Origin of the sequence: Micromonospora globbae (genome assembly GCF_003610785.1) — a bacterium.
Taxonomy (GTDB): Bacteria; Actinomycetota; Actinomycetes; order Mycobacteriales; family Micromonosporaceae; genus Micromonospora; species Micromonospora globbae.
The window spans coordinates 131,382-154,998 of record NZ_RAQQ01000019.1; the positions used below are offsets into that span (position 1 = coordinate 131,382).

The following is a 23,617-nucleotide window of genomic DNA, read 5'->3' on the forward strand; positions in this document are numbered from 1 at the left end:
CGCCGGGAGAGGAGGACGTCGAGCGGGCGGCGGCTGCCGCCGCCCGCTCGACGTCCGCGCCCACTGCCCGGGCGCGAAACGGCGCGTCCGGCCCACCTCCTGCCCCGACCGGCGTCGGGCCGCCGGGCCTGACCGCGCGGTCGGCCCCGGCCGTGGGCGCCCGGCCCCCGTCGTCGTGCTGCGCGCCGAAGGCGTCCCACTCGTGGCCTTCGCCCCGCTCGGGTAGGTGATGTCACGCCCCACCGGGCCGCGCCGGCCGCCACATCGGCCACAGCACGGGCCCGCCGTCGGGCAGGGCCAGCGGCCGACCGTGGTCGTGGAAGCCGTGGCGCAGGTAGAGCCGGCGGCTACGCCCGGTCGAGGCCTCGAGGTACGTCGGCAGGCCGTCAGCGTCCGCGGTGCGCAGTCCCTCGGCGAGGATCACCCCACCGGCACCGCAGCCGCGCAGGTCGGGCCGTACGCCGATCGACGCGAGGTAGAGGTGGGGTTCCTTGGGACGGTGGGCGGCCACCGTGTCGGTGACCGTCGCCAACCGCCGCCCTGGGAGGCCGTCCAGGGCCGCGGCCGTCGGTCGCGTGGCGGGCGCCGGTGGCGACGTGGCGTCGACCGGACGCTGCCACACCGACATCCCGGCGAGGGTGCCGCCGGGAAGCTCGGCGACGATGACCTGGCCGTCGTGGACCGCGGCGTGGAGCAGGTCGCGGAACAACGACGCCGTACGCGCGGCCCGGTCCGTCGGGTCGGGAACCACCCAGGACAGGACGGCCTCGTCGGCGAACGCGGCGAGGTAGGCGGGCACGAGAGCGTCGACGTCGGCGGGTACGGCACGTCGCGCGCGCACCGCGAGGGTGGGGGACACGGCACTCCTCGGTCCGTCCGGCGGGTTGGCGCCTTCGATGCTGGCCGTCCGCCCGACCGCCCGGGGAGTACTTTCGTCACGGCGGGTGCGGTGACGAAAAGAGGGGAGAGGCCGGTTGGTCGGGCCGCGATGTGCCGAGTGCGGCACCGAACTGCCGGCGGGCTCCGGCCGGGGACGGCCACGGCGTTACTGCTCGCGCGGCTGCCAGGCACGCGCGTACCGCCGCCGCCGGGACCGGGGCCGCACCGCGACGTCGTGGCGACGTGCGGGCACTGCGGACGGGGACCGCGCCACCGGTCGGGAGGAGCTGATCCGGACGGCGGTGCGACTGGCCGACGCCGACGGCCTCGACGCCGTGACGGTACGTGCCGTGGCGCACCGTGCCGGTCTCACCACCGACGCGGTCTACCGGTGGACACGCAACCGGGACGAGCTGCTCGCCGCGATGGCCGAGCACGTGCTCCGCGCCGGACGGCCGCGCGACCGGACGCGCCAGCCGCCGCGCGAGCGTCTCGGACGGCTGGCGCGTGCGGAGTGGTCGATGTACCGCAACCATCCGTGGCTGCTGACCGTCCTGGCGCGCACCCGGCCGCCCACCGGCCCGGCGGTGCTGGCGCTCGTCGACGCCGCCGTGGAGGTGCTCACCGCCGCCGGGTACGACGTGCCCGACGCGTTCGCCGGCTATCTCACCCTGAGCGGCTACGTGCAGGGCATGGCGCTGCTGCACGTGGCCGAGCGCGCCGAGCGCGACGCCGGTGCCGCCGCCTGGGGGACCTGGTCCGCCCGCACTCTCGCATTGCTGGAACAGACCGGGCGTACGCGTGAACGGCCCTGGCTGGCCGCCGTCGCGACCGCGACCGCGGACCCGGACCGGGAACTGGACCGCTGGTTCGAGTTCGGCCTCGCCCGCCTGCTCGACGGGCTGATCCCGGCCTGACGAGGCGCTGCGCGCCGCCGTCCCGCGCCTCCAGCGGGTCGTCGAGCAGCGGGCCGGTCGCCGCGTGCGCGCACCTCGGCCCGTCGCGTCACCCCTGGCGGACGCACCTTCCGCTCACCCCCGCTGAGGAGGAGCGCGTGGACATTGACCACCCTTGGTAGACCGAGGTCATGACGGAGGAGATGCAGGACCGGCCACCGCCGGCGCGCCGCCCCGGCGGTCGCGCCGAATCCGGAGAGGGCCGAGGCGTGAGCGCGCCGCGGCGGGCGCGGAACCGGGCACCTGTGATAGGACGCCGGGAAGGATCGTCCGAGAGAGGACCAGCCCGTGACGACGCTGAACTCGCACATCCCCCGGTTCCACCTCGCCGTACCCGTTGACGACCTCGATGCCGCCCGTCGCTTCTACGGGTCGGTCATCGGGTGCGAGCAGGGCCGGAGCGCGGAGACGTGGATCGACTGGAACCTGCGGGGTCACCAGTTCGTGACGCACCTCGTCCCCGGCCGCCGGACGTCGGCACGTAACCAGGTCGACGGCCATGACGTCCCGGTCCCGCACTTCGGGCTCCTGCTGACCGTTCCGGAGTTCCATGAGCTGGCCGAACGGCTGCGGGCCGCCGGTACGGCGTTCGTCATCGAGCCGTACCTGCGCTTCGCCGGGCAGCCGGGGGAGCAGTGGACCATGTTCCTCCTCGACCCGGCCGGGAACGCCCTGGAGTTCAAGGCGTTCGCCGACGACGACCAGGTGTTCGCCCGGTAGGCCGACGAGGGCAAGGCAGCCTCCACGATCGAGCGTGCCATGGCGGCCGTCGCCCAGGTCAGCGCCGACCTCCAAGCACCCAACACCCGACCGGCCCGCGGTCCGATCTCGGGCCTCGCCCCATGCTGGCCGCTGATTCGATAATGTACATTATGTCAAGTAGACCGGATCCGGCCCTCCCTCGGCAGGGGTCGGGACTCGACCAACCCCGGACACGACGAACAACGTGTCGAGGGCGCGCCCGTGCGGCGACGCGCGACAGACTGCTATGTGAGCACCGCGCGCCGGCACGAACGGTGCCACGGCCACGAGGACGATGCCACGCGACGAGCGGCACCCGATCCCCGCTGCGGCCGCGCCCTGTGGCCCGCGCGTCCTGGAGTGCGCCAGGACGCAGCCATCCGACCCGTCGACGCTCCGGGTTTCAGTGGCAGAGGCCGACGTCGCGCAGGGCTGGAACCTCGATCCCCCCTCCATGGTGATCGCCCGACCCCGGCCGCCATCGTGGGGTCCGCTGAGTCACGGCGGCATCCGGTTGGCCAAGGCTCGGTCGCTGACCGTCCACACGGCCGCGCGCACCCAACGCTCTCCCCTCGCTTGCCCGGGAACGCGAAAATCCTGCATAATATGCCTTATGCATGACAAAAAGGACGAATCGGTGCAGCACTGGATCGAGGAGTTCCTGACCGCCCGGGCCACCCGTAAGCCCTCCCCGCACACCCTCGAGGCGTACCGGCGGGACCTGCGGACGATCGCGGGCCTGGCCGGGGAGACGCTGACCTCTCCCCTCCCCCTCGACGCCCTGGCCGTCGCGGATCTCTCCCCCCGGGTCATGCGGGCGGCGTTCGCCCGGTTCGCCGCTCCCCGTGCCGCCGCGTCGGTCCACCGGGCCTGGTCCACCTGGAACACGTTCTTCACGTTCCTGGTCGCCGAAGGGGTCGTACCGGGCAATCCGATGCCGGCCGTGGGCCGCCCCCGCGCGCCGCTCCCCCAGCCCAAGCCGCTGCGGGGCGAGGACACGCCGGAGGAGCTGCTGGCGGCGGTGGCCCGGGAGGCGGGCCGGCAGCGGGACCCGTGGCCGGAGCGGGATCTCGCGGTGCTGGCGTTGGCGCTGTGTGCGGGGCTGCGCCTGTCGGAGCTGCTGGCGCTGCGGGTGGCGTCGCTGGGCGGCCGTGCCGGCGAGCGGCGGGTGGACGTGGCGGGCAAGGGTGGGCGGCCGCGTACGGTGCCGATCGAGGACGCCGTGGACCGGGTGCTGGTCTCCTACCTGGACAGCCGTCGGCGCCGGTTCGGGGCGCGGAGCGTACGGCCGGACTCGCCGTTGCTGGTGGACCGGCGGGGTGAGCCGCTGCGGCGGGGTGGGTTGCAGTACCTGGTGGAGTCCTGCTACCGGCGGGCGGGCATCATCGACCGGGTGCCGCGGGGGGCGCGGCTGCACGCGTTGCGGCACACGTTCGCGACGCGGCTGGCCGAGGACGGGGCGAGCGCCGCGGAGATCATGCGGTTGCTGGGGCACGCGTCGTTGGCGGCGTCGCAGACGTACATCGAGGTGACGGCGGGTCAGCAGCGGGCGGCGGTGCGGTCGAACCGCACCAACCGGGCGTTGGCCGGTCTGCTGGGCGGTGAGGTGTGAGAGGCGTGGGCCGCGGGGTCAGTGCGCGCGGTGGCCGGTGCCGTCGGCGGTGGTGGGCAGGGGGCCGAGGACGGCGTTGATGATGTGGATGCGGGTGCCCTTGGCCTGGTAGTCGGCGCAGACGGCGTCGGCGGTGTCGGCGAAGCGGGTGGTGTCGCCGGTGCGGGTGACGGTGAGTGTGGTGCCGTCGAGGGTGGTGGTGGTGCCGGCGGCGGCGAGCTGGTCGAGGCTGTGCGTGCCGGCGATGAGGTGGGCCTTGACCAGGGTGCGGAGTTTCTCGTGGTCCCGGGTCATGAGGGTGTCCCAGGTGTCGTCGGAGAACTTCTTGACGAAGGCGTCGTCGGTGGGTGCCAGCAGGGTGAGGCCGTCGGTGCCGTGCTCGTCGAGGACGCCGCTGGTGCGTACGGCCGCCTCGAAGGTGGTGAGGGTCGGCATCCAGGTGAGGGCTTCGCCGGCGGGCAGGCCGGCGAGGGCGGTGGGGTTGCCGGGTTCGCTGCCGGTGGGTAGCGCGTCGCAGAGGGGTCCGGTGACGTGGACGGCGGCGGCGAGGCTGGGGTCGGGTCCGGTGTTGTGGTTCCCGCTGGTGCAGGCGGTGGTGGTGAGCAGCAGGGCGGCCGCGAGGAGGGCGCCGGCGCGCCGCGGGTTGCGGATGCGGGGGTACGTCACGACGTCTCCTCGGGGGGTGGGGTGTGCCGGCAGGGCGGAGGCGCGGCCGCCCTGCCGGCACGGTCTCATGGGGTGGGTGTCACAGGGTGGCGCACTGCCCGGCGCGGGGGCCGGACACGCGGTTGCTGACCTCGAGGTTGCTGGGTGCGGTGGTGTTGCCGGCGCAGGCCAGCGGACCGGTGACCGTGTTGCCGACGAGCAGCGGCGCGGTGCCGGTGCGGTTGGCGGACAGGTCGACGGGGCCGGTGACGGTGAGGTCGATCAGCGAGACCGCGTCGGTGGTGCCGGTGACGCGGACCGGGCCGGTGACCTTGCTGTCGGCCAGCATGACGCCGGCGGCGCCGCTGGCGTTGACCGGGCCGGTGAAGGTGGTGCCGGTGGCGACGAGCGCGGCGCCGGGCCGGACGGTGACCGGGCCGGTGACGGTGGCGTCGTCGAGGCAGGCGAAGCCGGTGATGGTCAGCGGGCCGGTGTGCCGGCCGGTGAGGGTCGGGTAGATCCGCTGGCCGTCGGTGAGCTTCTCCACGCCCTGGCCGTCGAGCAGGAGCGGGATGAGGCCGCGCTCGGGCTGGTTGAGGGGCACGTAGTAGCCGTTGGCGGTCTTGATGACCTTCCAGCCGTGTGCGGCGATGCGCTCGGCGACGGTGGCGCCGACGCCGCCGGGTCCGTCGGTGCGGGCCCCGTGGTACTGCTCCTCGGTGAGCAGGTAGGCGCAGGGCGCGTTGTCGAGGATCAGTTCGGGGCGGGGGGCGTCGACCGGCGGCGGGCTGTCGCCGGGGTGCGGCGCCGGGTGGGCGGGGATGGGCCGGGAGCCGCGGAAGACGAGCCGGCCGGTGTTGGAGGCCTGGAGGGTGATGCCCTCGGCGCGGGCCTGCGTGATGTCGGTCAGGTTCGCGCGGTGGTAGTCGAGGAACTGCTGGAACGTCCAGAGGGCGGAGAAGGTCTTGCGGCGGCGGTTGTTGGCCGTGTTGCCCTCGTCGGGGCGGGTCTGGCCGCCGGAGCTGCGCAGTTCGAGCAGCGAGTTGACGACGTTCTTCAGGCCGAGGGTGTTGCGGAGGATGGTCTCCTCGCCGAGGCCGACGCTGCCGCCGCCCTCGCAGCCGTACGGGCAGGGCCACCAGCCGTCCTGGGCGCCTTCCCGGTACATGTGGCCTTCGATCATGTCCATGGACTCGTCGAAGATGGGCTGGGCGACGTTCTGGTGGCGCGGGGGCAGCATGGGCAGGTCGCCGGCGCGGGAGTTGCCGTACTCGTGGCCGTCGTAGCCGGCGACGGGCCGGTAGTCGCGGACCATCTTGACGTAGGCGGCGGTCTCCGGCTGGCGGATGAGCGAGTAGTCGCGGTTGAGGTCCTGGCCGGTGGAGTTGCCGCGGGTGTTGGCGGCGCGGCCGTCACCGTTGATGGTGGGGATGATCAGCACGGTGGTGTGGCTGAGCAGGTCGATGACCCGCTGGTCGGTGCTGAAGGCGAGCTGCCGGGCCATGATGAGGCAGGCTTCGCGGTCGCCGGGCTCGTTGCCGTGGACGTTGCAGTTGACGGCGACGGGTGAGGTGGCGGCGACGGCCTCGGGGGTGGCCGGCGGGGTGGGGTAGCCGATGACGAACATGTTGATCGGCCGGTCGCGTACGGTGCGGCCGATCTCGACGACGCGGACGCGGTCGGAGAGTTCGTCGATGGCGGCGGTGTAGGCGTACTCGTTGGTGTCGCTGGTGTACTGCGCGGCGTGGGTGGTCTCCCACTGGGTGCGCAGCTGCTGGCCGGGGACGTTGGGGTCGCCCCAGGGTGCGGTGGTGGTGTCGGCGACGGGCTCGGAGTAGGGCTGCTCGGCGGTGCCGATGCGGGCCCGTACGCGCCACTGGAAGCGGTCGCCGGGGTTGAAGCCGGCGTCGGCGAAGGTGGGCGACTCCTGGTTGATCTGCCGGTTGGGTCGCCAGATGCCGACGACGGTGGGGGTGCCGGTGGGGTTGCCGGCGGCGTCGACGGGGGTGCGTTCGATCTGGTAGTCGGTGGCGCCCTCGACCGGCTTCCAGGCGAGGGTGGCGTACCCGTCGCCCTGGCGGACCGTGAGGTTCGTGACCTGGTTGGGTTCGGCGGCCTGGGCGTTCGCCGGGGTGGCGATCGTGGCGAGGCTGGCCGCTAGGAGTGTGGACAGTGCGATGAGGACGGCACGATGGCGTCTCACATGGCCTCCATGGCGAGTACTGGTTGACCGTGACGCGGTTTGGAACAGCATGATCGGCATGGATGACCGGCGCAACGATCTTGAGGGAATCTTGCGGGTCGCCGGGTAAGGGGTCCGCTCCCCCGGCGTTGCTGACGGGTCAGCCGAGGTCGACCAGGAGGGGCCGGTGGTCGGAGATGGTGGACAGGGGTGTGGCCACGGCGGTGACGGGCGGGAGTCGGCGTGCGGCGTGCCGGTCGGCGAGGACGTGGTCGAGTTGCACGCGGGGCTCGCCGGCGGGGTAGGTGGGGCGGCGGCCCAGGGGTCGCCAGCCGGAGACGAGGCGGACGACGCCGGCGGGCAGGTTGAGGTCGCCGAGCAGGACGCGGGGTGGGGGCAGGGTGCGCAGCGCGCGGACGACCTGGCGTAGTTGCCGCAGGTTCCATCCGGGGACGAAGGACAGGTGGGTGGCGGCGGCGGTGAGCGGCCCGTGCGGGGTGTCGAGGACGGCGGCGAGGACGACGCGGGGTTCGTCGTGGAGGAGGACGAGGCCGCGGCCGGGGCCGGGGACGTAGACCGGGGAACGGACGGGTGCGGGGGTCAGTCGGGTGACGCGCCAGTGGCGTACGGGGTAGCGGCTGATGAGTCCGATGCCGTAGCAGGGTTCGCCGTGTCCGTCGTCGTCGCCGGTGAGGGGGCGGAACCCTTGGCCGGGGGTGCCGACGAGGGCGGCGGCGAAGCGGTGGTGGGGTGCGTGGAGGGCGCGGGCGGCGATGGCGGTGAGGTCGAGGTTGCCGCTGCGGCTCTGGTCGCGGTCGACCTCCTGGAGGGCGAGGACGTCGGCGTCGAGTGCGGTGACGGCTGCGGCGAGCCGGTCGGGGTCGACGAGCCCGTCGGTGAGTGATCGACCGTGCAGCAGGTTGAAGGTGGCCAGGCGCACTCCTGCACCCTACGACGCCGTGGCAGTCTTTCCCGGTGGTCAGGGCGTTGCTGTGTTCGATGCTGGTGTTCGTGGCGGTGGGTGCGGTGGGGGTGTGGGTGCGGCGGCGTCGCGGCCGGTGATCGCCGGGGTTGTCAGCGGCGTGCCGGGTGGCGCTCGGGTGGGTGGGCGCCGGCGGGTCGTGGCGTGGGCGGGTCGGCCGGTCGGGGTCGGCGGCGGGTCAGGGCCACGCCGGCGAGGACGACGGCCGTGCCGGTGACGGTGCGGCCGGTGAGGGGTTCGTCGAGGACGGCCGCGCCGAGGGTGACGGCGACGGCCGGTAGGAGGTAGCCGACGGCGGCGGCGGTGGTGGGGCCCTCGGTGGCGATGAGGCGGGCGTTGAGGTGGAAGGTGACGCCGGTGGCGAGGGTGCCGAGGATGATCGCGGCGGTGAGTCCGGTGGCGGTCGGTGCGGTGGGCGGGGTGGCGGCGGGCAGGGCCAGTGCGGTGAGTCCGGTGGCGGCGAGCAGTTGCGCCGCGGAGTGGGCCAGGGGCGCGTCCCGTCCGGTGAGGTGGCGGGCCATGTAGGCGTAGGCGAGCGCGTAGCTGGCGGCGGCGGCGAGCAGTGCCGTGACGCCGGCGGGGTCGAGGCGGCTGTGCGGGCCGGGGGCGAAGATGAGCAGGGTGCCGGCGAAGCCGAGGAGCAGGCCGGCGAGGCGGGCCGGGTGGGGTCGGTGTTCGCTGCCGACGGTGAGGGCGAGCAGCAGCGACCACAGGGGTGTGGTGGCGTGCAGGACGCCGGCGACGCCGCTGTCGACGCTCTGCTGGCCGATGCTGGTCAGCAGGAACGGCAGCGCGTTGCAGAGCAGGGCGGCCACGGCGAGGTGGCGCCAGGTGCGGCGGTCGCGGGGCAGGGTCTGGCGGGCGGCGCGGGCGAGGACGAGCAGGACGGCGGCGCCGAGGGCGCAGCGCAGCGTGGCGAGGTACGCGGGTGTGAGGCCGCCGTCGAGGGCGAGCCGAGTCCACAGGAAGCCGGAGCCCCACAGCAGGGCGAGGGTGGTCACGCGGACGAGCGCGCCGGTACGGGGGTGGTGCACGGTGTCCTCCTCGTCGTCTGCGTCGACGCTCCCCCACCCCGACTCATTAGACAAGCGAAAGGATCTGCACGCACCGTTAAGCTGTGCTGCATGTTGGATGTGCGGCGCCTGCAGGTGCTGCGTGCCGTGGTGGCCAGCGGGTCGGTCAGCGCGGCGGCGCGGCAGCTCGGGTACACCCCGTCGGCGGTGAGCCAGCAGTTGGCGGTCCTGGAGCGGGAGGCCGCCGTGCAGCTGCTGGAACGGTCGGGTCGTGGCGTACGGCCCACGGAGGCGGGGCGGGTGCTGTCCGGGTACGCGGCGGCGATCGGTGAGCAGGTCGCCGAGGCCGAGGCGGCGCTGGCGGATCTGCGGGCCGGGCGGGCCGGGCGTGTGGTGCTGCGCTACTTCGCCACGGCCGGCGCGAGTCTGGTCGCGCCCGCCGTGGCGCGGCTGCGCCGGGAGCTGCCCGGTGTGGGGGTGGACCTGCGGATGGCCGACCCGGAGGATCCGCTGCCGCAGGTCCGTGACGGCCGGGTCGACCTGGCGCTGGTGGTCCGCGCCGCGGACGCGCCGCCGATCGACGGGATCCGGTTGGTGCACCTGCGTGACGACGCGTACCGGGCGGTGCTGCCGGCCGGGCATCCGCTGGCGGGGCGGCGGGTGCTCGACCTGGCCGACCTGGCCGACGAGCCGTGGGTGGGCAGCGAGTGGCCCGGCCCGTGCCGGGAGGCGGTGTCCGCCGCGTGTGCGGCCGCGGGGTTCTCGCCCCGGGTGGTGGTGGAGAGTGAGGACTACGCCACCGCGCAGGGGTTCGTGGCGGCCGGGCTGGGTGTGAGCCTGCTGCCGGAGACGGGGTTGGGCGGCGTGCACCGGGGTGTGCGGGTGCGCCCGGTGCGCCGGCCTCGTCCGGTGCGGGTGATCTGGGCGGCGGTGCGGGAGTCCGCGCCCGACACGCCCGCCCTGCGTGCTCTGCTCGCGGCGCTTCAGGCGACGGCGGCGGCCACCCCGCCCCCGGCGCCCCGGTGACCGGTGGGCGCGGCGGCAGGCGGGCGACCCGGCGGGCGGCCGGGCCTCCGACCGCTGGCCGCCGGGCGGCCGCGCCCGCCGGCGCCCTGCAAGATCACGCTCGATGCGGAAAGTAGTGGCCTCCCGCAGCTCGGGAGGCCACTACTTCCGTGTTGCAGCGCGATCTTGAGGGGTTGTCCACAGGGTCAGCGGGGCGACCCGGGTCATCCGCCAGCCTGTACGGCATGCCGAAGTCCCCTCGCCGTCCACCCCAGCTGCGCGGCCGGATCTTCCGCGGCTCCGCCGCCGTATCCCGGGGGCTGCTGAGCCGCAACGATCTGCGCAGCTCGGCCTGGCGACCGCTCTTTCGCGACGTCTACGCCGACGCGCAGGTCACCGTCACGCACCGGACGAGGTGCCACGCGGTCGGGCGGCTGGTGAGCCTGGACACAGGGGCGGGCGTCGGCGGCGGGCCGGTCGGAAGAATGGCCGCCCGTGGAGCCCGCATCGTTGATCACCCTGCTCACGGCGGCCGCCATGGCCGGTTGGGTCGACGCCGTCGTGGGCGGTGGCGGGTTGCTCCTGCTGCCGGCGCTGCTGGTGGCCGCGCCCGGTGTTCCGGTGGCCACGGCGCTGGGCACGAACAAGCTCGCCGCGATCGCCGGCACCGCGACAGCCGCGGCCACGTACGCGCGGCGCACCAAGGTCGACTGGGGGGTGGCGGGGCCGGCCGCCGGGGTGGCCGTGCTCAGCGCGGGGGTGGGCGCGGCGCTGGCCGGGGCGGTGCCGGCGGGCGCGTACCGGCCGGTGGTGCTCGTGGTGCTGCTCGCGGTGGCGGTGTTCGTGCTGCTGCGCCCCCGCCTGGGCGTGGTGGCCGAGCCGCGGCGGCGGACCCGCGCCCGGGTGGCCGCCGCGGTGGGCGTGGCCGGAGTGGGCATCGCCCTGTACGACGGGCTGATCGGCCCCGGCACCGGCACGTTCCTGGTGCTGGCGTTCACGGCGCTGGTCGGCGCGGACTTCGTGCACGGGTCGGCCATGGCGAAGGTCGTGAACGCCGGCACGAACCTCGGCGCGCTCGTGGTGTTCGGGGTGACCGGGCACGTGTGGTGGCTGCTGGGCGCCGGCATGGCCCTGTGCAACATCGCCGGCGCGGTGCTCGGGGCGCGCATGGCGTTGCGCCGCGGCGCCGGGTTCGTCCGCGTCGTGCTGCTGGTCGTGGTCCTCGCGCTGATCGGCAAGCTCGGCTACGACCAGTGGCTGGCCGGCTGATGCCGGTCCGCGCCGAACACGACCGCACGGTGCTGGCCGGGCTGCTGGGCGCCGACCCGGTGCTGCACGCGTACCAGCTCGGCGACCTCGACGACTTCTTCTGGCCGTACACGTCGTGGTTCCGCCGCGGCGACCAGGTGGCCCTGCTCTACCACGGCGCGGACCCGCCGACGCTGCTGGCGTTCGCCGCCCCCGCGCGGCTGGGCGACGCGGCGGCGCTGCTCGGTGAGCTGGCCCCGGTGCTGCCGGCGCGGCTGTACGCGCACCTCTCCCCCGGCCTGGAGTCGGCCCTGGAACCGGCGTTCGACGTCGACGGCGCGGGCGCGCACCACAAGATGGCGCTCACCGACCCGGCGCGACTTTCCCGGGTCGCCGGCGCCGGGGAGCCGTTGGGCGTCGCCGACCTGCCGCAGCTGCGCGCCCTGTACGACGCCGCGTACCCGGGCAACTGGTTCGACCCGCGGATGCTGGAGACCGGGCAGTACCTGGGTGTCCGCGAGGGCGGTGAACTGGTGGCCGTGGCGGGGGTGCACGTGTGGTCCCCGGCCTACCGGGTGGCGGCGCTGGGCAACGTCACCACCCATCCGCGGGTGCGGGGACGGGGCCTGGGCACGGCGGTGGTGGCGGCGCTGTGCCGTCGGCTGCGCGCGCACGTCACCCACGTCACCCTCAACGTCCGCGCCGACAACACCCCGGCCCTGCGGTTGTACGAGCGGTTGGGCTTCACCCGGGTGGCCGACTACGGCGAGTACGCCCTGACCGCCCGCCGGTGAGGCGAGCCGGACACCCGCCGGCGCGGCCGTCGCCCGACGGCGGGTGCGGTCAGCCGCTGCGGCGGGGCGAGTCGAAGCGGCCGGCCCGGATCTCCCGCAGCGCCCGCCGCCGCGTCTCCCCGCGCAGCGTGTCCACGTAGAGCCGGCCGTGCAGGTGGTCGGTCTCGTGCTGCAACGCCCGGGCGAGGAAGCCGCTGCCGGAGATCGTCAACGGTTCGCCGTGCTGGTCGAACCCGCGGGCCGTGGCGTGCAGGGCACGCCGCGTCGGGAAGTACAGCCCGGGGATGGACAGGCAGCCCTCGTCGTCCTCCTGGGTCTCCTCGGACAGTTCGAGGGTCGGGTTGACCAGGTGTCCGCGGTGGCCGTCGGCGTCGTAGACGAACACCTGCGCGTCCACGCCGATCTGCGGGGCGGCGACACCGGCCCGGCCGGGCGCGCCGAGCAGGGTGTCCATCAGGTCGGTGACCAGGGCGCGCAGCTCGGCGTCGAAGCTGGTCACCGGCGCGCACGAGGTGCGCAGCACCGGGTCGCCGATGATCCGGATGGGGCGCATCGTCATGCCCGCAAGATTATCCGGCGGCGTCCCGGCCGCGGATGAGCACCTCGATGCCGTCGAGGATGCGGGCCAGACCGAACTCGAACGCCCTCGCCGGGTCGCTGGCGGCCTGGTACTCCTCCCCGGCGGCCGCGCCGACCCGCGCGGCGAGGGGGAACCGGCGGGCGTCCATGACCTTCTCCAGGTACGGGGCGTGCGCCCGCCACCACTGCTCCTCGGTCATCCCGGTGCGCTCGGCGGCCTGCGCCTGCTCCACGGCGCCGCGTACCGCGCCGTGGACGAACCCGCCGAGCAGGGTGACCACGGCGTCCATCTCCAGGTCGGTGAGGCCGATGCCGTCGACGGCGCGCAGTTCCCGCTCGTAGCGGGCGATCAGGTTGGGCCCCAGCGGCGGCCGGGTGGTGGCGACCTGCAACAGCCAGGGGTGGCGCACGTACAGCGTCCAGCTCTCCCGGGCGAGGTGTTCCAGGCGGGCCCGCCAGCCGCCGTCGGGCAGGTCGGTGGCCAGGGTCTCGCCGTAGACGGTGTCGAGCATGAGGTCCAGCAGCTCACCCTTGCCGGGCACGTGGGTGTAGAGGGACATGGTGCCCACGCCGAGGCGTTCGGCCACGCGGCGCATGGACAGGGCGGCGAGGCCCTCGGTGTCGGCGACCTCGACGGCGGCCCGCACGATCCGGTCCACGGTGAGGTCGGTGCGCCCCCGGCGGCTGGCCGGCTCCCGCGTGCGCCAGAGCAGGGCGAGGCTGCGGGCGGGATCCCCGGTGCCGCTGTACTCGGTGGTCACGTCCCGGACTCTATCGCCACCCTCGCCGTACGATGTACCGTACAGCATACGACGAACGAGTGGAGGGAGCGCGGATGCACACCGCGGCGATCGAGGCCGAAGGACTGCGCAAGAGATACGGCGACACGCACGCCCTGGCCGGGCTGGACCTGGCCGTGCCGGCGGGCACCGTGTGCGGGCTGCTCGGCCCCAACGGGGCGGGCAAGACCACGGCCGTGCGGATCCTCACCACGCTGCTGCGCCCCGACGGGGGGCGCGCCCGCGTGGCCGGGCACGACCTGCTGCGCCACCCCGACCGCGTCCGCGCCGCGATCGGCCTGGTCGGGCAGCACGCCGCCGTCGACGAGGTGCTCACCGGGCGGCAGAACCTCACGCTGTTCGGCCGGCTGCACCACCTGCCCCGGCGGGCGGCCCAGGCCCGCGCCGACGAGCTGCTCGACCGGTTCGGCCTGACCGACGCGGCGACCCGCCCGGTGTCCGGCTACTCCGGCGGCATGCGCCGGCGCCTCGACCTGGCCGCCAGCCTGGTCCTCGCCCCGCCGGTGCTGTTCCTCGACGAGCCCACCACCGGGCTGGACCCCCGCGCCCGCAGCGAGGTGTGGGACGCCGTGCGGGCGCTCGTCGCCGCCGGCACCACCGTCCTGCTCACCACCCAGTACCTCGACGAGGCCGACCAGCTCGCCGACACCGTGGCCGTCGTCGACGCCGGCCGGGTCGTCGCCGCCGGGAGCCCCGAGCGGCTCAAGGACGACATCGGCGGCGACCGGCTCGACCTGCTGCTGCACCACGCCGCCGACCTCGACCGGGCCGCGGCCGTGGTCGCCGCCACCACCGCCGCCACCCCCAGCGTGGACGCCACGGCGCTGCGGATCAGCGTCCCGGTCGGCGACCGGGTCAACGCCCTCGCGGCCGTGCTGCACGCCCTGCGACACGAGGCCGTCGACGTGGCCGACGTCGCGCTGCGCCGCCCCACCCTCGACGAGGTGTTCCTCCGCCTGACCGACACCACCCGGACGGTGACCGTATGAGCACGACGACCCTCGGCGCGCACCGGCTGCGGTGGGCCGTGACCGACACCCTCGTCCTGACCGGCCGGGCGCTGGCGCACTGGACCCGCCAGCCCGGGCAGCTGATCGCCGGCCTGCTCTTCCCCGTGCTGCTGGTGCTCATGTTCGGCTACCTGTTCGGCGGCGCCATGTCGGTGCCCGGTGGCGGCGACTACCGCGAGTTCCTGCTCCCCGGCATGTTCGTCATGACCATGGCCTTCGGCATCGAGGCCAGCTACGCGGCGGTGGCCAGCGACACCGCCCGCGGCGTCACCGACCGGTTCCGGTCCCTGCCCATGGCCCGCTCCGCGGTGGTCGGCGGCCGCGCCGTCGCCGATCTGCTGCACTCCGCGGCCGGGCTCGTCGTGATGCTCGGCTGCGGGTGGCTCGTCGGCTGGCGCTGGCACAACGGGCTCGCCCCGGCGCTCGTGGCCGTCGGGCTGCTCCTGCTGCTGCGCGTGGCGCTGATCTGGGCCGGCATCTACCTGGCGCTGCTGCTGCGCCGCCCGGAGTCCATCGTGGCCCTGCAGATCCTCGTCTGGCCGGTCGGGTTCACCTCCAACGCGTACGTCCCGCCCGAGACCATGCCGGGCTGGCTCGGCGCGGTCGCCGAGTGGAACCCGCTGTCGGCGACCGTCGCGGCGTGCCGGGAACTGTTCGGCAACCCCGGCTGGGGCGGCGACTCGTTCGCCGCGCAGCACGCCCTCGCCCTCGCCGTGGCCTGGCCGCTGCTGCTCGTCGCGGTCTTCCTGCCCCTGTCCGTGCGCCGGTACCGGCAGCTGGGCCGCTGACCCGTCCCGCCGGCGCCCCGGGTGCGGGGCGCCGGCGGCTCAGGGCGCCGGTGGCAGGCCGGCGTCGGCGATGCGCCGGCGCAGCGGCCGGCGGCGTACGGCGGCGAGCACCGCCCGCAACACCTCGGTCAGGGGTGCGGGCAGCTCGCCGTCGAGGTCCCGCAGGGCCGCCGCGGTGGCCGCCCACTCCGCCTCGACGACGGGCAGCAGCGCGCGGGCCCGGTCGGTCAGGTGCACGACGCGCTGCCGGGCGTCCGCCCCCGGGGCCAGCTCGACCAGGCCGGCCCGCGCCATCTGCGCCACGGTCTGGCTGGCCGCGGAGTGGGTGACCCCGACCCGGCGGGCCAGGTCGCGGATCGGCAACGGCCCGTCGGCGACGAGCACCCGCAGCGGCGGGGAGAACCGGGGCCGGTAGTCGGGGAGGCCCCGCTGTTCGTACACGGCGGCCACGTCGCCGTCGAGCACCTCCAGCACCCGCCGCAGCAGCGTCCCCACGGCCTCCCGGTCCGGCACCTCGCTCACCCCGCTAATGTAACAGCGCTGTCATAACTGAGGGAGGACGCATGTACGCACCCGCCGAGCCGTACGCGCACGGCCTGCTCGACGTCGGCGACGGCCAGCTCGTGTACTGGGAGACCTGCGGCAACCCGGACGGCACCCCGGCGGTGGTGCTGCACGGCGGCCCCGGCTCCGGCGCCACGGCGGGCTGGCGGCGCTACTTCGACCCGGCCCGCTACCGGGTGGTCCTGTTCGACCAGCGCGGCTGCGGGCGCAGCCTCCCCCACGCCGCCGACCCGGCCGTGGACCTGTCCGTCAACACGACCGGCCACCTGGTCGCCGACATCGAACGGCTGCGCGAGCACCTCGGCGTGGACCGCTGGCTGGTGCTCGGCGCCTCCTGGGGCTCGACCCTCGGCCTCGCGTACGCCCAGCGCCACCCCGACCGGGTGAGCGCACTGGTGCTGTTCAGCGTGGTCACCACGACCCGCCGGGAGGTGGAGTGGATCACCCGGGACATGGGTCGGATCTTCCCGGCCGAGTGGGCCCGCTTCCGCGACGGCGTGCCGCCGACCGACCGGGACGGCAACCTCGCCGCCGCGTACGCCCGCCTGCTGGCCGACCCGGACCCGGCGGTGCGGGAGCGGGCCGCGCGCGACTGGTGCGCCTGGGACGACACGCACGTGCGCACCGTGCCCGGCGCGGGCCCCGACCCGCGGTTCGCCGACCCCCGGTTCCGGATGCTGTCGGCGCGGCTGGTGACCCACTACTGGAGCAACGCGGCGTTCCTGCCCGACGGGCAGCTGCTGCGCGACGCCGGCCGGCTGGCCGGGATCCCCGGGGTCCTGCTGCACGGGCGGCTGGACGTCAGCAGCCCGCCGGACATCCCGTGGCAGCTCGCGCAGGCGTGGCCGGACGCCCGCCTCGAGCTAGTGGAGACCGCCGGGCACGGCGCCGGCGGCGGCATCGGCGAGCGGGTGGTCGCCGCCCTCGACGAATTCGCCGACCGGGGGTGAGCCGGCCCGCCGGGTGCCCGGCGGGGTCGTGACGTCCCGGCGGGCGCGCCGGCGGAACGGCGCGCCCGGGCCGAACTCGGCCGGCCCGGATGGCCCGGGGTGGTCGCGCGGGAGGGGTCAGCGGCCGGCGAGGGCGGCGCGCACGGGGGCGCTCTTGGCGGCGGCCTCGGCGACCTCCGCCCGCGGGTCGCTGCCCCAGGTGATGCCGCCGCCGGCCCACACGTGGACCCGGTCGGTGTCGACGGCGGCGGTGCGGATGGTCAGGCCCAGGTCGACGCGGCCGGGGGCGACCCAGCCCAGCGCGCCCATGGAGGCGCCGCGGCCGACCGGTTCGAGGGCGGCGATCTGCTCCAGCGCGGCGCGTTTCGGCGCCCCGGTGACCGACCCTCCGGGGCAGACGGCGCGCAGCAGGTCGGCCAGGCCGAGCCCGTCGGCGACCGTCGCGGAGACGGTCGACTCCGCCTGCCACAGGTCGCACCAGCGGCGCACCGCGAACAGTTCGTCGACCCGGACGCTGCCGGTGCGGGCGATCCGCGCGAGGTCGTTGCGTTCCAGGTCGACGATCATCACGTGTTCGGCGCGTTCCTTGGCGCTGGCCAGCAGCTCCCGGGCGCCGGCGGGGGTGGCGGGCCGGGTGCCCTTGATCGGGCGGGTGACGAGCCGCCCGCCGGTCAGCTCGACCAGCGTCTCCGGTGAGGCGCAGCCGACGGCCCAGCCCGCGCCGGCCAGCACGCCGCCGTAGCGGGCGCCGGGCAGCGTGCCCAGGCGGGCGAGGGCCGGCAGGGGATCCCCGGCGTACCGGGCGGCGGCGTGCCCCACGACGTTGACCTGGTAGACGTCGCCGCGGCCGATGGCGTCGCGGACCGCCTCGACGGCGCCAGCGTGCCGGGCCGGCGTCCAGCTCTCGACCCACTCGCCGAGCCGCCAGGGGCCGGCCGCCGGCCGGGGCGGCGGCGGGTCGCCGTGGCCGTAGACGACCACGGCCACCTCGGGCAGGGTGGACACCGGGTTGGGCGCGCCGGGCGGCGCGCCGGCCAGCAGCGCCCCGGCGGCGGCCGACACGTACAGGGCGGCGCCGCAGACGCCGGCCGGGTCGTGGGTGGCGGGGCGGGCGAGGTCGTGCAGCGGCAGGCCGTGCGCGGCCAGGAACTCCTGCGCGCCGTCGGCGGGGTCGCCGCCGTCGGCCGGGCGCCACTCCCAGCGGGCCCGCTCGACGAGGGTACGGCGGCAGCCGGCGGGCGCCGCCGGTGCATCGACCGAAGTCAGTTCTGGGAGCGTTTCCACGCCGTCTGGCCCTATCTGCCTCATCCGTTCAGTGGATTTCCCGACCCGCACGCGCATACCTGCTCGATGCGGGCCACTTTCGCTTGGTACTGTGCGTCACTGGTCATGTGAACCATGACACAGTGCCCCCACAGTCCGGAGAACCCGATGTGCCAGCACCAACCCACCTGCCCCTCCGCCGACGCTACCGACCGGGAGGCCGCCCGGGTCATCGCCTGCTTCCCTGAGCAGGGCTGGAGCCTGCTCTGCAACGGGGTCATCGTCTTCGAGGACACCGGCGAACTGCTCCCCGACGGCCGGTCCATCGCCCCGCACCGCGGCCCCGCCCGCCACGCCCTCGTCGCCTGACGCGACCACGCTGCGTCACCACCCACCGGTCAGCACCGGCCCGTCACCGGGGCCACCGCCGGCCGGTACGACGCGGCCGGGGCGGCCACCGGCGACCGCCCCGGCACACCCGCTCAGCTCTCGAACGCCTCCGGCGACGGGCACGAGCAGACCAGGTTCCGGTCGCCGTACGCGCCGTCGATCCGCCGCACCGGCGGCCAGTACTTCCCCGCCCGGTCCACCCCGGCCGGGTACGCGCCCACCGACCGCGGGTACGGGTGCGGCCACTCGTCCCCGCTGACCATCGCCGCCGTGTGCGGCGCGTTGGCCAGGGGGTTGTCCCCCGCCGGCCACTCACCGGACCCCACCTTGTCGATCTCCGCCCGGATCGCGATCATCGCGTCGCAGAACCGGTCCAGCTCGGCCAGGTCCTCACTCTCCGTCGGCTCCACCATGAGCGTCCCCGCCACCGGGAACGACATCGTCGGCGCGTGGAAGCCGTAGTCGATCAGCCGCTTCGCCACGTCGTCGACGCTCACCCCGGTCGCCTTCGTCAACGGCCGCAGGTCGAGGATGCACTCGTGCGCCACGAGGCCCTTGTTGCCGGCGTACAACACCGGGTAGTGGTTGCGCAGCCGCGCCGCCACGTAGTTCGCGGCCAGCACCGCCACCCCGGTGGCCCGGGTCAGCCCCGACGCGCCCATCATCCGCAGGTACGCCCACGGGATCGGCAGGATCCCCGCCGACCCGTACCGGGCCGCCGAGATCGCCGGCCGCCCCGCGGCCCGCCCGCCCAGCGGGTCACCCGGCAGGTACGGCGCCAGGTGCGCCCGCACCGCCACCGGCCCCACACCCGGCCCACCGCCGCCGTGCGGGATGCAGAACGTCTTGTGCAGGTTCAGGTGCGACACGTCGGCACCGAACTTCCCCGGCTTGGCGAACCCGACCAGCGCGTTGAGGTTCGCCCCGTCGACGTACACCTGCCCGCCGGCGTCGTGCACCTTCGCGCACAGCTGGGCGATGCCCGTCTCGTACACCCCGTGCGTCGACGGGTACGTCACCATGATCGCCGCCAGGGCGTCCCGATGCTTGTCGATCTTCGCGTCGAGGTCCACCAGGTCCACGTTGCCGTCGGCGTCGCACGCCACCACGACCACCCGCATGCCGGCCATGACGGCGCTGGCCGCGTTCGTGCCGTGCGCCGACGACGGGATCAGGCACACGTCCCGGTGCCCCTCGCCCCGGTCCCGGTGGTACGCGCGGATCGCCAGCAGCCCGGCCAGCTCCCCCTGCGACCCGGCGTTGGGCTGCACGCTCACCGCGTCGTAGCCCGTCACCTCGGCCAGCCACCCCTCCAACTGGGCGATCATCTCCCGGTAGCCGGCGGTCTGCTCGGCCGGCGCGAACGGGTGGACGTGCGCGAACTCCGCCCAGCTGATCGGCTCCATCTCGGTGGTGGCGTTCAGCTTCATCGTGCACGAGCCCAGCGGGATCATGCCGCGGTCCAGGGCGTAGTCGAAGTCGGCCAGCCGCCGCAGGTACCGCAGCATCGCCGTCTCCGAGTGGTGGCTGGTGAACACCGGGTGGGTGAGGAACTCCGACGTACGGGCCAGGCCCGCCGGCAGCGCCTCCTCCGCCCCCGCCCCCGGGGCGGGCACCCCGAACGCGGCGCACACCACGGCCAGGTGCGCGTCGGTGGTCGTCTCGTCGCACGACACACCGACGTGGTCGGCGTCGGCCAGCCGCAGGTTCACCCCCCGCTCGGCGGCGGCCGCCACGACCGCCTCCGCGCCGCCGGGCACCCGCGCCAGCACCGTGTCGAAGAACGCGTCGTGCACCACCTCGACGCCGCCGGCGCGCAGCGCCGCCGCGAGCCGCGCCGCCATCGCGTGCGTACGCCGGGCGATGCGCCGCAGCCCGTCCGGGCCGTGGTACACGGCGTACATGCCGGCCATCACCGCCAGCAGCACCTGCGCCGTGCAGATGTTGCTGGTCGCCTTCTCCCGCCGGATGTGCTGCTCGCGGGTCTGCAACGCCAGCCGGTAGGCCGGGTTGCCGTCCGCGTCGCGGGACACACCCACCAGCCGGCCGGGCAGCATCCGCTCCAGCCCCGACCGCACCGCCAGGTAGCCGGCGTGCGGGCCACCGAACCCCATCGGTACGCCGAACCGCTGCGTGGTGCCGGCGGCGATGTCCGCACCGATCTCGCCGGGCGGGCGCAGCAGCGTCAACGCCAGCAGGTCCGCGGCGACGGTCACCAGCGCGCCGGCCGCGTGCGCCGCCGCCACGAGGGCCGCGTGGTCGCGGACCGCACCGGACGCACCCGGGTACTGCAGGTGCAGACCGAAGAACTCCCCGGGCAGCTCCTCGACGTCCAGGTCGAGCACCCGCACCTCGATGCCGAGCGGCTCCGCCCGGCTGCTGATCACCGCGATGGTCTGCGGCAGCGCGTCGGCGTCGACCACGTACACCGGGCTCTTGCTCTTCGACGCCCGGCGGGCGAGGGTCATGGCCTCGGCCGCGGCGGTGCCCTCGTCGAGCATCGAGGCGTTCGCGGTGGCCAGACCGGTCAGGTCGGTCACCATCGTCTGGAAGTTCAGCAGCGCCTCCAACCGGCCCTGGCTGATCTCCGGCTGGTACGGCGTGTACGCCGTGTACCACGCCGGGTCCTCCAGCACGTTGCGGCGGATCACCGCCGGGGTGTGCGTGCCGTGGTAGCCCAGGCCGATCATGGAGACGGCGACGGTGTTGCGGGCCGCGAGGGCCCTCAGCTCGGCGAGCGCCTCGGCCTCGGTGGCCGGCTCCGGCAGGTCCAGGGTGCCGTGCCAGCGGATCACCTCGGGGATCGCCGCGTCCATCAGCTCGTCGATCGAGCTGTAGCCGACGGTCTCCAGCATCCGGCGTTCGTCGTCCGGGCCGGGGCCGATGTGACGGGTGGCGAACTGCTCTGTGGTCATGGGCTGCGCTCCCGGGGCGAGGTCGACAGTCGGCCTCCCCCTCTGTCGCGCCCGCACGGCGCTCCACAGTGCCTGCCCCACGAGGTCCTTTTGCCTGAGAGGTTCCGGGGAGGATTTGCCCCTTCGGCGCCGCCCCGGGTACTGCTGGGCGGTCTCTCCCCCGTGGGTGTTACCGGCATGGTCAACGCTACCAGCGGGAGGGTTTCCCACGGATGTCGTACCCCGGCGGCGGTGATCATGCCTGGTCCCGGGGTCGGCGGCAGCCCCGGCCGCCGGGCCCGCCCCGGCAGGGTCCCGCGCCGGTCGGCCGGCCGGCGCGGGTGCGGCTGTCGGGCCCGGCCCGGTCGGGCTCCACGCGCCGGTCAGCCGGTTGCGGCCACCACCCGGGTCGTGCCCGGCTCCGCCGCGACGGCGCGGTCGGCCAGCGCCGGCAGCACCCGGCCCAGCGGCGCGTCCACGGTCAGCGCCGCGTACGCGTCACCGCGCGTCGGACCCTGGTTGACGATCACCACGGGAATGCCGAGCTTCGCCGCCCGCAGCACGAACCGCCGCCCCGACATCACCGTCAACGACGAGCCCAGCACCAGCAGCAGCCGCGCCCGCTCCACCAGTGCGAAGCAGCGCGCCACCCGCGGCGCGGGCACGGTCTCGCCGAAGAACACCACGTCCGGTTTCAGCGTGCCCGTGCCGCAGAACGTGCAGTCGACCACCCGGAACGCCGCCTCCGCGGCCTCGTCGAGGTCTACGTCGCCGTCGGGGTTGACGGCGGCCACCCGCGCGTCGAACCCGGGGTTCGCCTCCCGCAGCCGCCGGTCCAGTTCCTCCCGCGAGGTCCGGTTGCCGCAGTCGAGGCACACCACCTCGTCGAGGCGGCCGTGCAGCTCCACCACCTCCGGGCTGCCCGCCGCCGTGTGCAAACCGTCGACGTTCTGCGTGATCACCGCGTCGACCAGGCCGCCGTGCTGCAACCGGGCCACCGCCCGGTGCCCGTCGTTCGGCTGTGCCCGCGCCATCAACCGCCACCCCAGGTGGCTGCGCGCCCAGTAGCGCCGCCGGGCCAGCGGATCCCGGGTGAACGTCTGGTACGTCATCGGGGTGTGCCGCCGCGCCGCCCCGCTGGGCCCCCGGTAGTCGGGGATGCCCGACTCGGTGGACAGACCCGCCCCGCTGAGCACCACGACACCGCCGCCGGCCACCCGCTCGACCAGCTCGTCGATCGTCTCCGTCACGGCGTCCATGCTGCCTCACCGAGCCTCGGCCGGCGAACGCGCAGCCCGTGCCGGGCCTCGCTCACAGGGCGATGGCGCGTGCTCGGGCCCTACCTCGCACCGATCGCCGCGGCGGTGGGCTCGCCCACCCGGCGACAGGGCGCGGCTCGCCCGCGCGGCGACGGGACCGGCGGCTAGGTTGCAGGTATGCGCGTCGTCATCGCCGGAGGGCACGGCAAGATCGCCCGGCTGCTGCTGCGGGAACTCGCCGGCCGCGGCGACACCGCCGTCGGCCTGATCCGCAACCCCGACCACGCCGCCGACCTGACCGCCGTCGGCGCCCAGCCGGTCCTCGCCGACCTGGAGCGCGTCGGCGTCGACGAGCTGACCGGTCACCTCGACGGCGCCGACGCGGTGGTCTTCGCCGCCGGCGCCGGGCCGGGCAGCGGCGCCGCCCGCAAGGACACCGTCGACCGGGCTGCCGCCGTGCTGCTCGCCGACGCCGCGCAACGCGCCGGCGTCCGCCGCTACCTGCTGGTCTCCTCGATGGGCGTGGAGGACGCGCCGCGCCCGGGCACCGACGAGGTGTTCGCCGCCTACCTGCGGGCGAAGAAGGCCGCCGAGGACGACGTCACCGGCCGTGACCTCGACTGGACGGTGCTACGGCCCGGCCGGCTCACCGACGACCCGCCGACCGGGCGCGTCAGCCTGCAGCGGCGCGTGCCCCGCGGCGCCGTCACCCGCGCCGACGTGGCCGGGGTGCTGGTCGCCCTTCTCGACGCCCCGGCGACCGCCGGCCTCGTCCTGGAACTCGTCAACGGCGACACCCCGGTGGCCGAAGCCGTAACGACGGCCACCCGCTGACCCCCGGTCCCCCACGTCCCCGGTCCCCGTGTCCCCGTGCGGGCGCGCGGCCCCGGTGATCGCGTGGCCCGGGTGATCATGAAGTTACCGCCATGACACGCCGGGTGGTTTCTAGGCTTCAGTGCAACTGATCTTGGTTGGGTTGGGGGTGCTGGTGGCGAGGCCGGGTGTGTTGACGTTCGGGCATCGGCAGGTGTTGGAGCATCTGTGGGGTTCAGGGCGGACGATT

The 23,617-nt window shown here is 75.0% G+C and carries 22 protein-coding genes and 1 riboswitch; of the genes, 11 read left to right on the forward strand and 11 right to left on the reverse strand.

What is annotated here, in order from left to right; translation table 11 throughout:
* Nucleotides 1–232: 232 nt before the first annotated feature.
* Complete coding sequence (locus D7I43_RS24075; protein ID WP_158610145.1) at nucleotides 233–859, reverse strand: GNAT family N-acetyltransferase; 627 nt, start codon at nucleotides 857–859, stop codon at nucleotides 233–235.
* A gap of 115 nt (nucleotides 860–974) precedes the next feature.
* Here D7I43_RS24075 and D7I43_RS24080 point away from each other — a divergent pair, with 115 nt between their 5' ends.
* From D7I43_RS24080 to D7I43_RS24090, 3 genes are all read left to right on the forward strand, one after another.
* Entirely contained in the window at nucleotides 975–1,796 is an 822-nt protein-coding gene (locus D7I43_RS24080) for a TetR/AcrR family transcriptional regulator (RefSeq protein WP_120330826.1), read from the forward strand.
* Nucleotides 1,797–2,123: 327 nt separating this feature from the next.
* Nucleotides 2,124–2,555, forward strand: coding sequence for a VOC family protein (locus D7I43_RS24085; protein ID WP_120330827.1), 432 nt, complete (start codon nucleotides 2,124–2,126; stop codon nucleotides 2,553–2,555).
* A 634-nt stretch (nucleotides 2,556–3,189) separates the two neighbouring features.
* A complete protein-coding gene (locus tag D7I43_RS24090) occupies nucleotides 3,190–4,188 on the forward strand; it encodes a tyrosine-type recombinase/integrase (protein WP_120330828.1) in 999 nt (332 codons plus the stop codon).
* Nucleotides 4,189–4,206: 18 nt separating this feature from the next.
* Here D7I43_RS24090 and D7I43_RS24095 read toward each other — a convergent pair whose 3' ends face one another.
* The 4 genes from D7I43_RS24095 to D7I43_RS24110 form a co-directional block, all read right to left on the reverse strand.
* Complete coding sequence (locus D7I43_RS24095) at nucleotides 4,207–4,854, reverse strand: fasciclin domain-containing protein (protein WP_120330829.1); 648 nt, start codon at nucleotides 4,852–4,854, stop codon at nucleotides 4,207–4,209.
* Nucleotides 4,855–4,933: 79 nt separating this feature from the next.
* The gene (locus tag D7I43_RS24100; RefSeq protein ID WP_240033118.1) at nucleotides 4,934–7,036 is read right to left on the reverse strand and encodes a M14 family zinc carboxypeptidase; all 2,103 of its coding nucleotides are present in this window, start codon (nucleotides 7,034–7,036) and stop codon (nucleotides 4,934–4,936) included.
* 139 nt (nucleotides 7,037–7,175) lie between these two features.
* The gene (locus D7I43_RS24105; RefSeq protein ID WP_120330830.1) at nucleotides 7,176–7,955 is read right to left on the reverse strand and encodes an endonuclease/exonuclease/phosphatase family protein; all 780 of its coding nucleotides are present in this window, start codon (nucleotides 7,953–7,955) and stop codon (nucleotides 7,176–7,178) included.
* A gap of 134 nt (nucleotides 7,956–8,089) precedes the next feature.
* Nucleotides 8,090–9,031 carry a DMT family transporter gene (locus D7I43_RS24110; protein WP_204985269.1) on the reverse strand — a complete coding sequence of 314 codons (942 nt, stop codon included), beginning with the start codon at nucleotides 9,029–9,031 and terminating at the stop codon, nucleotides 8,090–8,092.
* A 90-nt stretch (nucleotides 9,032–9,121) separates the two neighbouring features.
* Between D7I43_RS24110 and D7I43_RS24115 the strand changes: the two genes are divergently transcribed.
* From D7I43_RS24115 to D7I43_RS24125, 3 genes are all read left to right on the forward strand, one after another.
* Nucleotides 9,122–10,036 carry a LysR family transcriptional regulator gene (locus tag D7I43_RS24115; protein ID WP_192902253.1) on the forward strand — a complete coding sequence of 305 codons (915 nt, stop codon included), beginning with the start codon at nucleotides 9,122–9,124 and terminating at the stop codon, nucleotides 10,034–10,036.
* Nucleotides 10,037–10,510: 474 nt separating this feature from the next.
* Nucleotides 10,511–11,284 (forward strand): sulfite exporter TauE/SafE family protein, encoded by a 774-nt coding sequence (locus D7I43_RS24120; RefSeq protein ID WP_275670854.1) that lies wholly within the window; start codon nucleotides 10,511–10,513, stop codon nucleotides 11,282–11,284.
* On the forward strand, nucleotides 11,269–12,057 hold the full coding sequence (locus tag D7I43_RS24125) for a GNAT family N-acetyltransferase (RefSeq protein ID WP_240033119.1): 789 nt from the start codon (nucleotides 11,269–11,271) through the stop codon (nucleotides 12,055–12,057). Before D7I43_RS24120 ends, D7I43_RS24125 begins: the two co-directional genes overlap by 16 nt.
* Before the next feature lie 49 nt (nucleotides 12,058–12,106).
* On the opposite strand, the gene def is transcribed toward D7I43_RS24125, so the two are convergent.
* Both def and D7I43_RS24135 read right to left on the reverse strand, forming a co-directional pair.
* The gene (gene def / locus D7I43_RS24130) at nucleotides 12,107–12,616 is read right to left on the reverse strand and encodes a peptide deformylase (RefSeq protein ID WP_120330831.1); all 510 of its coding nucleotides are present in this window, start codon (nucleotides 12,614–12,616) and stop codon (nucleotides 12,107–12,109) included.
* A 10-nt stretch (nucleotides 12,617–12,626) separates the two neighbouring features.
* Nucleotides 12,627–13,397: a TetR/AcrR family transcriptional regulator gene (locus D7I43_RS24135; RefSeq protein ID WP_240033120.1), complete on the reverse strand. Its 771-nt coding sequence runs from the start codon at nucleotides 13,395–13,397 to the stop codon at nucleotides 12,627–12,629.
* A gap of 74 nt (nucleotides 13,398–13,471) precedes the next feature.
* Here D7I43_RS24135 and D7I43_RS24140 point away from each other — a divergent pair, with 74 nt between their 5' ends.
* Together D7I43_RS24140 and D7I43_RS24145 are read left to right on the forward strand one after the other, a co-directional pair.
* Nucleotides 13,472–14,425 carry an ATP-binding cassette domain-containing protein gene (locus tag D7I43_RS24140; protein ID WP_120330833.1) on the forward strand — a complete coding sequence of 318 codons (954 nt, stop codon included), beginning with the start codon at nucleotides 13,472–13,474 and terminating at the stop codon, nucleotides 14,423–14,425.
* Entirely contained in the window at nucleotides 14,422–15,234 is an 813-nt protein-coding gene (locus D7I43_RS24145) for an ABC transporter permease (RefSeq protein ID WP_120330834.1), read from the forward strand. The genes D7I43_RS24140 and D7I43_RS24145 overlap by 4 nt, the downstream gene beginning before the upstream one ends.
* Nucleotides 15,235–15,273: 39 nt before the next feature.
* On the opposite strand, the gene D7I43_RS24150 is transcribed toward D7I43_RS24145, so the two are convergent.
* Nucleotides 15,274–15,756: a MarR family winged helix-turn-helix transcriptional regulator gene (locus tag D7I43_RS24150; RefSeq protein WP_204985270.1), complete on the reverse strand. Its 483-nt coding sequence runs from the start codon at nucleotides 15,754–15,756 to the stop codon at nucleotides 15,274–15,276.
* Between the two features lie 41 nt (nucleotides 15,757–15,797).
* Here D7I43_RS24150 and pip point away from each other — a divergent pair, with 41 nt between their 5' ends.
* Nucleotides 15,798–16,748: a prolyl aminopeptidase gene (gene pip / locus D7I43_RS24155; RefSeq protein WP_120330835.1), complete on the forward strand. Its 951-nt coding sequence runs from the start codon at nucleotides 15,798–15,800 to the stop codon at nucleotides 16,746–16,748.
* A gap of 117 nt (nucleotides 16,749–16,865) precedes the next feature.
* Here pip and D7I43_RS24160 read toward each other — a convergent pair whose 3' ends face one another.
* Entirely contained in the window at nucleotides 16,866–18,056 is a 1,191-nt protein-coding gene (locus D7I43_RS24160; protein WP_120330836.1) for a chorismate-binding protein, read from the reverse strand.
* Nucleotides 18,057–18,179: 123 nt separating this feature from the next.
* Between D7I43_RS24160 and D7I43_RS24165 the strand changes: the two genes are divergently transcribed.
* Complete coding sequence (locus D7I43_RS24165) at nucleotides 18,180–18,380, forward strand: DUF5999 family protein (RefSeq protein WP_120330837.1); 201 nt, start codon at nucleotides 18,180–18,182, stop codon at nucleotides 18,378–18,380.
* 113 nt (nucleotides 18,381–18,493) lie between these two features.
* Here D7I43_RS24165 and gcvP read toward each other — a convergent pair whose 3' ends face one another.
* Entirely contained in the window at nucleotides 18,494–21,316 is a 2,823-nt protein-coding gene (gene gcvP / locus D7I43_RS24170; protein WP_120330838.1) for an aminomethyl-transferring glycine dehydrogenase, read from the reverse strand.
* Nucleotides 21,317–21,388: 72 nt separating this feature from the next.
* Nucleotides 21,389–21,487: riboswitch (glycine riboswitch) on the reverse strand.
* 191 nt (nucleotides 21,488–21,678) lie between these two features.
* Complete coding sequence (locus tag D7I43_RS24175; protein WP_120330839.1) at nucleotides 21,679–22,554, reverse strand: NAD-dependent protein deacetylase; 876 nt, start codon at nucleotides 22,552–22,554, stop codon at nucleotides 21,679–21,681.
* Between the two features lie 177 nt (nucleotides 22,555–22,731).
* Between D7I43_RS24175 and D7I43_RS24180 the strand changes: the two genes are divergently transcribed.
* Nucleotides 22,732–23,388 carry an SDR family oxidoreductase gene (locus D7I43_RS24180; protein ID WP_120330840.1) on the forward strand — a complete coding sequence of 219 codons (657 nt, stop codon included), beginning with the start codon at nucleotides 22,732–22,734 and terminating at the stop codon, nucleotides 23,386–23,388.
* The last annotated feature ends 229 nt before the right edge of the window (nucleotides 23,389–23,617 follow it).